The organism is Cyanobium sp. BA20m-14, from assembly GCF_024346295.1.
The window spans coordinates 1-7,839 of the sequence record NZ_JAGQCR010000146.1 but is presented as its reverse complement, the minus strand read 5'-3'; the positions used below and the strand labels follow the sequence as shown (position 1 = coordinate 7,839).

Genomic DNA, 7,839 nt, shown 5'->3' with positions numbered 1-7,839 from the left:
TGATTGTGAAGGGAGCTGAATCGATATGACAAATATATGCCAACACTGGTGGAGGATGTGCAATCGGATATCAACACCTAAACGACAATGCTTCACCACGGGACTGTGAGATAATGTACTGGTACATGGGTTGAATTGGTGAATTAGTGATTGAGAGTTAAGGCTAATTTTGCCAAAGCTTCCAGGTGTCCCAGAAGCGTCGTAGCATTCCAGGCTGTCAGGCCGTGCGGCGTCCACCTCCCCCGTCAGGTCAGTGCGGCCAGCCGGTCGAAAGTTGGTTTCGTTAAGGCTGGAGTTCTAGGAATAAATAATTGTCTTCAGGGCTTATCGGCCTCGCCAGCAAATGCAAAATACAAAGACTAAATGGTTGCGAAAAAGACAAAGCGGCCAGCTATTCAAGCAGGCATTCCTTCAGTGATGTTGGCGCCACCAGTGCCAGCTTTCAATATTGATCAACAACCCAAGCAGGGTCATCACCGCCATCAGCATGATCTGATCAAGGCGTGCATCTGGCACCAAGATATCTGCCAGAAGATGCAGGATATTAGTAATTAGGTAAACTACACTTAGCCAAAAGTGCAGCCGCCTCAACAGCCGCCAGCGAATCCCTGGACCGATGGCTGAATCAGCGAAAGAGATCAGCACGATTGCCAGTAATGGCAGGAAAAAATAGCCGAGCATGGCACCAAGCAGCAGCGGCAAGGCTCCCAATGGGACTTGGCTGTTGATCTCGGGTGACTGCCCGTGGAATAAGGGCATCAAGCCCAAATCCACGTGGAACAGCATGGCCAGCAACCAGGCAATCCAGAGAGTGATCAACCGCTGGGCATGATTTGTAGTGGAGCGCCTGCATCCATCCAGGTGTTATGGGCAAGCGCCTGCTGCCATCAAATCGAAGCCCGGTTCCAGGGCATCAGGGCCAGCAGGCGGGCCATGCCACAAAAACCACTGATGCCAGCAAACACCAGGCCGGCTCCCACCAACCAGCTGAGCAGAATCCAAGCCGGCGCCACCCAGCTGCCGAGGCCCAGACCGAGCAGCACCAAAGAGCCAGCGGCGATCTGAACCTGGCGCATCAGCGGCAGGGGGGCTGGTGTGCCCGTGCCGCACCAACTGGGCTAGAGCCTGGGCACTGCGGCGACCGCTGTGGCATACCAGCACCAAGGCACATTGACGCTGCCTTCGATGTGCCCGCCGGCCAATTCCATTGCCCCGCGCACATCGATCACGCTGACCCGCTTTTCAGCCAGCTGCCGGGCTAGTTCCTGGGCATTGAGACGGGTATCGAGGTCTGGTTTCATGACTGATAAGGAGGTTGATCAGGTGGAAGCGACGCCTTGCAGCGGGTAGCCCTCATCCGCCCAGCGGGCCAGGCCGCCGTGGAGGTTTGCCACCTGGCTGAGGCCGGCCTTAAGCAACTGCTGGGTAGCCAGGGCCGAGCGGCTGCCGGAGTGGCAGACCACCACCACCGGTTGATTGACGCGAAGTTCGGAGATGCGACCTTCCAGTTCCGGCAGGGGAATCAGCAGGCTGTCCGCCACCCGACCGTCGGGGCCGCCATATTCCTCAGCCGAACGCACATCCAGCAAGCTGAGGCCATCACGGTGGGACGCCACCCAGGCGGGGGGAAGTTCGGGCAGGCCCGCATAGCTGCGTTGCAATGGCGCCCAACATGGGTTTGCAGCAGGGCTGGTGACGTCCTGATCAATGGGCTTGCCAGAGCGCATGTTGCCAGGCAGGGCTTCGGCGATCCTGTGGGGGTGGGGCAACTGCATCGACTCCATGTAACCAACGAAATCCCTTTCGGTGGCCATACCGCCCAGGCGGGCGTTGAAGGCTTTTTCTTCAACCACCGAGCTGACCGTGCGGCCCTCGTAGTCGTGCCCTGAATAGAGCAAGCAGGAGTCGGGCAGGCTGAAGAGTTGCTGGGTAATCGAGGCCCAGAGGGTATGGGGGTTGCCCTGCTGAAAGTCACAGCGACCGCAGCCCCGTACCAGCAAGGCGTCACCACTGAATGCCATCGACTGATCGTCGAGCACAAAACTGAGGCAGCCATTGGTATGACCTGGGGTGCTGCGCACCTCGAGCCAGCGAACGCCAAAGGAGAGCCGATCCCCGTGCTGCAGGGGCATGGTCACGTTTTCCGCCCTAGCTGCTGCAGACAGGCCAATTGCACAGCCAGTGGCCTGTCTGCAGCAGCCAGCTGCCGGTGACATGGTCGGCGTGGGCATGGGTATCGAGGGAGGCCACCAGCTTGAGCCCCAGCTCACGGAGTAGGGCAAGATCCCGGCCATGGCGCTCAAACACCGAATCGATGATCACCGCCTGGCGACTGGAAACATCGCCTAGTAAGTAGGTGAAGGTGCCGGTCTGGGCATCAAAAAGCTGGCGGAAGAGCAGGGATCCCCCTCCAGCCGCTGCCCGCAGGGAAATCGGCGTAAACGGGGCGACAACCATCGCGGCATTGCAGCTTGTTATGACCATAGCCGCATAAAGGCGTCGCGTCCGGGGTCGCTCGGGGGAATGCGGCTTGCGACATAGCTGCGACATAATTAATAGATGGCCTATTCCAGCTCCATGCCGTCTCCCCAGTTGCTGGAGGAGTACTGCCAGTTTTTCCGTTTGCTGAGCGAGCCGGCGCGCCTCCACTTGCTGTGTCAGCTCAGGGCAGGGCCCCTGGATGTGGCAGCACTGATCGAAGCCACTGGCTTCTCCCAATCCCACATCAGCCGCCAGCTCGGCCAACTGCAGCGGGCGGGCCTAGTGCGCTGCGAGCGCGATGGGGTGCGCACTATCTGGAGTGCCGAAGGCGCCTTGGTAGACGAGCTCTGCTCCCTGGTCCAGACCCGACTCAAGCGACGTCTGGAGAACCAGTTAGCCCAACTGCAATCAGCCTGAGCGCGCCGGCCCTGAAGCCGGAAGAATGGCCCTAGCAAAAGTTCCCCATGGCGCAGGCAAAATCGCCCCTAGATCAGCTGCAGGAGCATCTGCGCCAGAGCCAGCTGCTGGGCTCAATCAGCAGTGCCCTCTATTACGACCAGAACACGGTTATGCCGGCGGCCGGTGCCGAATGGCGTGGCGACCAACTGGCCCTGTTGGCCAGCCAGCTACACGAACGCCAGAGCAGCCCTGCTTACGCCGATCTGGTCGGGGCGGCGGAAGCCGAGCTGCAAGCCAGCACTCCGGCGGCGGTGCGCCGCAACTTGCAGCTACTGCGGCTTGAGCTAAATCGCCAGCGCTGCCTAGATCCCCAGCTAGTAGCCCAGATCGCCCAAGCCCAGTCGCGCGGCAATGCCATCTGGCAGGAGGCAAGGCGCCGCAGCGACTTCAGCATCTTTGCTCCGGCACTGGAAAGTCTGATCGGCCTACGCCGCGAACAAGCGACCCAACTTGCCGCCGCTGAAGTTCAACACCGCAGCCCCTGGGAAATCCTGGCCCAGCCGTTTGAGCCCGACGTCAGCAAAGAACGGCTGCAGCAGCTGTTTGCCCCACTGCAGGCCGAGCTGCCCGTCCTGCTCCAGCAGGTAGCAGCAACCCAGGTGTCCCCCCTGCCAGAGCTACCCGAAGCCCTGCAGGAAAATCTCTGCAGCGAGCTACTCAACAGCTGGGGCTACGACCCGGCCTACTGCCAACGCTCCCGCTCAGCCCATCCCTTCTCCTGCACCGTGGGCCCCCAGGACTTCCGCATCACCACCCGGGTGGTGCCGGATCAGCCCCTCTCGGCCTTCCTTGCCACCGCCCATGAATGGGGCCACTCCTTATATGAACAGGGCCTGCCCCGCACGGGCAACCACTACTTCCCCTGGCCGCTGGGTGAGGCCACCTCGATGGGGGTGCACGAGTCGCAGTCGCTGTTCTGGGAATGCCGGGTGGGCCGCAGCCGCGCCTTCGCCGAGCGCTGGCATCCGCGCTTCTGCGCCGGCTTAGGCAGTGGCGGTGGCAGTGGCAGTGATCCCTGGGGCGGCGCCTTCGGCTTCTGGCGAGGGCTCAATCCCCAGCGGCCCGGCCTGATTCGGGTGGAAGCCGACGAGCTCAGCTACTGCTTGCACATCGTGCTGCGCTTTGAGCTGGAGCTGGCCCTACTCGAGCAGGACATGCCGGTGGCGGAGCTTCCAGGTTTATGGAACCGCCGCATGGGCGAGCTGCTGGGCCGTACCCCTTCAAGCGATTCGGAGGGATGTCTGCAAGATATCCACTGGGCAGAAGGCCTGTTTGGCTATTTCCCCAGCTATGCCCTGGGCCATCTGATCAGCGCCCAACTCGCGGAAACCATGGAGCAGGAGCTTGGCGGCCCAGGTGCCATCGAGGCCGCGATCGCTGCTGGTAAGGAGAGCAGCCTGCGGGACTGGCTGGCCAGCAGGGTTTATCCCCTGGGCCGCAGCGTCAATGCGGAAGAGCTGGTGGAACAGGTGAGTGGCCAGAGGCTCAGCGCGGCAGCCTTCCTTCGCTATCTGCGCAACAAGCTGGAGCGCCTGCAGGCAGATACTTAGGATGCTGCTTAGCCACTCAAATTCCGCTTCATGGCGAACATCGACCACGCCCCGAGCCGCACGATGCTCAACCTGTTGCACGTGCTGCCGGCCTTCGCCGATGAAGCCAAGCTGCGCGTGAACGCGATCGTGGAGCTCAACTCCATGACGATCAACAAGTACGAATTGATCACGGAAACCGGCCACCTCAAGCTGGATCGCGTCGGCTATTCGTCGCTGGCCTACCCCTTCGCCTACGGCTGCATCCCCCGCACCTGGGACGAGGACGGCGACCCCCTCGATATTGAAATTGTCGGTGTCACCGAGCCCCTAGTGCCGGGATCGCTGGTGGAAGCTCGGATCATCGGCATCATGACCTTTGACGACGGCGGCGAGGTCGACGACAAGGTGATCGCCGTATTGGCCGATGACAAGCGCATGGACCACATCACCAGCTTCACCCAGCTTGGTGAGCAGTGGGTCACGGAAACCCAGTACTACTGGGAGCACTACAAAGACCTCAAAAAACCCGGCACCTGCAAGGTCAATGGCTTCTTGGAGCCAGCAGAAGCTGTGAGCATCATTAAGGAGTGCGAACGGCGCTATCTCCACATCATCGACGCCAAACTGGTTAACTAAGCGCCCTTATTACCATGGCTGACTACCTCAAACCGCTCTGGATTGCCGCAGTAGCCCTGGCGATGGCTCCGGCTTGGACCCCTGTCCAGGCCCAGAGCAACAGCCGGGAAATTGTGCTTCAGCTTGATAAGCGCACGATCAGCCTGCGTGAAGGCGGCAAGGTGCTGGGCAGTTGGCCAGTGGCGATTGGCGATCCCAGCACCCCCACACCAGTAGGGCGCTTCTCGGTGCAAAACAAGGTTGTTAATCCCAAATACCAGAGCACCAAAAGCGGCAAGATCAACTCCACCGTCGGACCAAATGGCCCATTAGGCGATCGCTGGCTTGGATTCCAGAAAAGCGGACCCAACCAGTACGGCATCCATGGCACGCCAAATGCTTGGTCCTGGACGGTGACATCACGCGCAGCCGTGACCAATGGCTGCGTGCGCATGCTCCACGAGCATGTGCGCTCCTTATTTGATCAGGTGGAAGTCGGTACGCCAGTAGTCGTGCAGCGCTGAAGCCAGCCGATTGTCGGAAAATATTCTGGAGATAACCCCAGCTGCAGCCGCAAGTTGGGGTTATCGGCGTTCCTCATAAGGCCAAAACAAGGCATGAGGCCTTTCGACTGCGTCTATGTCTGCGGTTCCCCACTCCAATCCTTCCTGCGAACCCCAAGTGAGCACCACCTTGAAGTGGGCCAGTGACGGCGAGCTTTCACCCCTTGATTTGGAGCGGATACTGGCCAGGTTAAGTGCGGTTGATCCAGCAGCCCAGGCGCTCTGTAGCCAGCTTCAGACTCAATCCTGAGCCCCATCCCCAGGGGGTGTGAGCTGGCGCGCTAGGGCCCGGGCCATGCCATCGCGGCTGGCCAAGCCACGTAGAGAAGCAACCGGCAAACCGGGATTGGGAAGGCCATGGGGCAGGGCTGCCGCCGCCGCAGCCGGCACATCAAAAACCGGCAATTGGCGCAAGCCATTTGGCCTGAGCTGGTCTTCCAGCTGAGCAAGCTGGGCAGACATCGGCAGCCACACCAAGTCACTGCGGCGACAGGAGAGCAAGGTGGGCACCGGTGAAGACCCGTCGTCATTGAACTCCCGCTCGGCACTTAGGGCCCGCTGCAGATCAGCCAGGGTGACCAGCCCCACCACCCAAGCCCCATCAGCCACCACCAGACAGTGGCCGTGGGCCTCCACCAGCTGAAGCAAGGCCTTTTTGGCTGGTAACTCAGCTGCCAGCACCAGGGGTGGCTCGGGCTCGAAAGCCTCAGCCACCTGCAGGGCGGCCAACTGGCGGCGGCGATGCTCCTCTTGGGGGTCAGGCCCAAGTAAGCCCGGATCAGCCAGGCCCTGCCAGCGCTCCACCAAGGCAGCACTGAGGCCGGCGGCGGCCATTAGCGGCAGCACAATTCGAATATCGCGGGTGAGCTCAAACAGCAGCAACAGGGCCGTAAGAGGAGCCCTGGCACTACCGGCCAGCACAGCTGCCATGCCCACCATGGCGTAAGCGGGTGGCTCAGCCACCGGCAGGTGCAGGCCACTATCACCAAGCAGCTGGCCGTAGCAGTTGCCGAGCACCGCTCCCAGGAACAGGGATGGGGCAAAACCACCGCCAACAAAGCCGGTGGCATTGCTGATACCAGTTGCTAATAGCTTGACGCCCAGCAATACCAGCAAGGTGAGCAGGGGCACGCCACCCTCGCTGCCAAGCAGGGCTTCAATCGTGTCGTAGCCGACACCAAGCACCTGGGGAAAACCCAGAGCCATCACACCCACAGAGGCACCCCCTAGGGCGGTGGGCAGGCCTGGCGGCAGCTGGCCCAGCCAGGCCTGAAGCCGCTCGCTGCGGCCTGCAGCCAGCAGGCTCACCAAGGCCCAGGACATCAAGCTTGCCACCAGGCCTAAGCCCAGATAAAGGGGCAACTCCAGCGGTGAGCGCACCTCATAAGCAGGCAAGCGCAAAATCGGTGTGTCCCCGAGCAGCAATTGGGTGACCAGCGAGGAAGCCACCGCCGCCACCAGCACCGCCCGCAAGCTGGGCCGGCCCTGAACGGCACTGAAGCTTCCTTCAAAAGCAAAAAACACCCCGGCGATGGGTGCCTTGAATCCCGCCGCCAGACCTGCGGCCACTCCCGCGGCCACCAGGGCTTTCTGACTCTGGGGAGAGAGCCCGCCGCGCAGGGCCACCCACAGACCGATATTGCCGCCACTCTCAACGCTGGGCCCCTCCGGGCCGAGGGAGGCACCACTGCCCAGGCTGAGGGATGCACCCAGCAGGCGCTGAAAGGGCAAGCGGGGCCGAGCGCTTACGGCGCCATCGGCCATCGCCATCAGGCTGGGTAGGCCAGGGCCCAGGTCACCGCCATAGCGGCGCAAAAGACCAACGGCCCAGCCCCCCAGGGTGGGCACCACAACCACCGGCCAAAGACTTATCCAATCGGGCAGGGAGGAAACCGGCAGGGGCAGCGGCTCAGGAACGGCCGGGGGCGGTGGCAGGAAGCCAAGCCCGCCGAGACCCACCTGGAGCAGGGCCCGCAGAGGTGTGCCCGTATCAGGAGCAGCCGCTAGCGGCAATTCGATTGCTAACTCCGGCGGCTGGCTACGACCAACCGTTAGAAGCCCCTCCACAAAAGGTCCAAACAGCCCGTTATTGATGAAGCCCAGCAATTCGTGGAAGGCCACCACTGCCAGTCCCGTGAGCACCCCAATCAGGGCAGCCCAGGCCAGCAGATTCCATTGATAGGGAAGGG

Annotated in this window: 10 protein-coding genes; 4 read left to right on the top strand and 6 right to left on the bottom strand. The window is 61.7% G+C overall.

The genetic code is table 11. The annotated features are described in order from the left end of the window. Positions 1 to 411 precede the first annotated feature (411 nt). The 5 genes from KBZ07_RS12965 to KBZ07_RS16350 form a co-directional block, all read right to left on the bottom strand. Entirely contained in the window at positions 412 to 819 is a 408-nt protein-coding gene (locus KBZ07_RS12965; protein ID WP_254932002.1) for a hypothetical protein, read from the bottom strand. A 68-nt stretch (positions 820 to 887) separates the two neighbouring features. Beyond that, entirely contained in the window at positions 888 to 1,076 is a 189-nt protein-coding gene (locus KBZ07_RS12960; protein ID WP_396121862.1) for a YgaP-like transmembrane domain, read from the bottom strand. A gap of 42 nt (positions 1,077 to 1,118) precedes the next feature. Then, positions 1,119 to 1,301 carry a rhodanese-like domain-containing protein gene (locus KBZ07_RS12955; protein ID WP_254932001.1) on the bottom strand — a complete coding sequence of 61 codons (183 nt, stop codon included), beginning with the start codon at positions 1,299 to 1,301 and terminating at the stop codon, positions 1,119 to 1,121. An 18-nt stretch (positions 1,302 to 1,319) separates the two neighbouring features. After that, on the bottom strand, positions 1,320 to 2,132 hold the full coding sequence (locus tag KBZ07_RS12950) for a rhodanese-like domain-containing protein (RefSeq protein ID WP_315859519.1): 813 nt from the start codon (positions 2,130 to 2,132) through the stop codon (positions 1,320 to 1,322). A gap of 16 nt (positions 2,133 to 2,148) precedes the next feature. Continuing rightward, positions 2,149 to 2,457, bottom strand: a complete 309-nt coding sequence (locus tag KBZ07_RS16350) for a hypothetical protein (protein WP_315860172.1) — start codon at positions 2,455 to 2,457, stop codon at positions 2,149 to 2,151. A 120-nt stretch (positions 2,458 to 2,577) separates the two neighbouring features. Here KBZ07_RS16350 and KBZ07_RS12945 point away from each other — a divergent pair, with 120 nt between their 5' ends. Genes KBZ07_RS12945 through KBZ07_RS12930 form a run of 4 tightly spaced genes read left to right on the top strand, consistent with a single transcriptional unit; the run spans position 2,578 to position 5,611 of the window. After that, positions 2,578 to 2,898 (top strand): helix-turn-helix transcriptional regulator, encoded by a 321-nt coding sequence (locus KBZ07_RS12945; RefSeq protein WP_254932000.1) that lies wholly within the window; start codon positions 2,578 to 2,580, stop codon positions 2,896 to 2,898. Between the two features lie 47 nt (positions 2,899 to 2,945). Further along, entirely contained in the window at positions 2,946 to 4,490 is a 1,545-nt protein-coding gene (locus KBZ07_RS12940) for a carboxypeptidase M32 (RefSeq protein ID WP_254931999.1), read from the top strand. A gap of 30 nt (positions 4,491 to 4,520) precedes the next feature. Then, positions 4,521 to 5,108, top strand: a complete 588-nt coding sequence (locus tag KBZ07_RS12935; RefSeq protein ID WP_254931998.1) for an inorganic diphosphatase — start codon at positions 4,521 to 4,523, stop codon at positions 5,106 to 5,108. Between the two features lie 14 nt (positions 5,109 to 5,122). Continuing rightward, complete coding sequence (locus KBZ07_RS12930; protein ID WP_254931997.1) at positions 5,123 to 5,611, top strand: L,D-transpeptidase; 489 nt, start codon at positions 5,123 to 5,125, stop codon at positions 5,609 to 5,611. 279 nt (positions 5,612 to 5,890) lie between these two features. On the opposite strand, the gene KBZ07_RS12925 is transcribed toward KBZ07_RS12930, so the two are convergent. Next, the coding region (locus tag KBZ07_RS12925) for a chloride channel protein (RefSeq protein ID WP_254931996.1) at positions 5,891 to 7,839 on the bottom strand (1,949 nt) is incomplete at its 5' end.

Coding starts and splice junctions, on each gene's coding strand:
- KBZ07_RS12960 (WP_396121862.1), bottom strand. CDS start 1,076: ATGCGCCAGGTTCAGATCGCCGCTGGCTCTTTGGTGCTGCTCGGTCTG.
- KBZ07_RS12940 (WP_254931999.1), top strand. CDS start 2,946: ATGGCGCAGGCAAAATCGCCCCTAGATCAGCTGCAGGAGCATCTGCGC.
- KBZ07_RS12945 (WP_254932000.1), top strand. CDS start 2,578: ATGCCGTCTCCCCAGTTGCTGGAGGAGTACTGCCAGTTTTTCCGTTTG.
- KBZ07_RS16350 (WP_315860172.1), bottom strand. CDS start 2,457: ATGGTTGTCGCCCCGTTTACGCCGATTTCCCTGCGGGCAGCGGCTGGA.
- KBZ07_RS12950 (WP_315859519.1), bottom strand. CDS start 2,132: ATGCCCCTGCAGCACGGGGATCGGCTCTCCTTTGGCGTTCGCTGGCTC.
- KBZ07_RS12930 (WP_254931997.1), top strand. CDS start 5,123: ATGGCTGACTACCTCAAACCGCTCTGGATTGCCGCAGTAGCCCTGGCG.
- KBZ07_RS12935 (WP_254931998.1), top strand. CDS start 4,521: ATGGCGAACATCGACCACGCCCCGAGCCGCACGATGCTCAACCTGTTG.
- KBZ07_RS12955 (WP_254932001.1), bottom strand. CDS start 1,301: ATGAAACCAGACCTCGATACCCGTCTCAATGCCCAGGAACTAGCCCGG.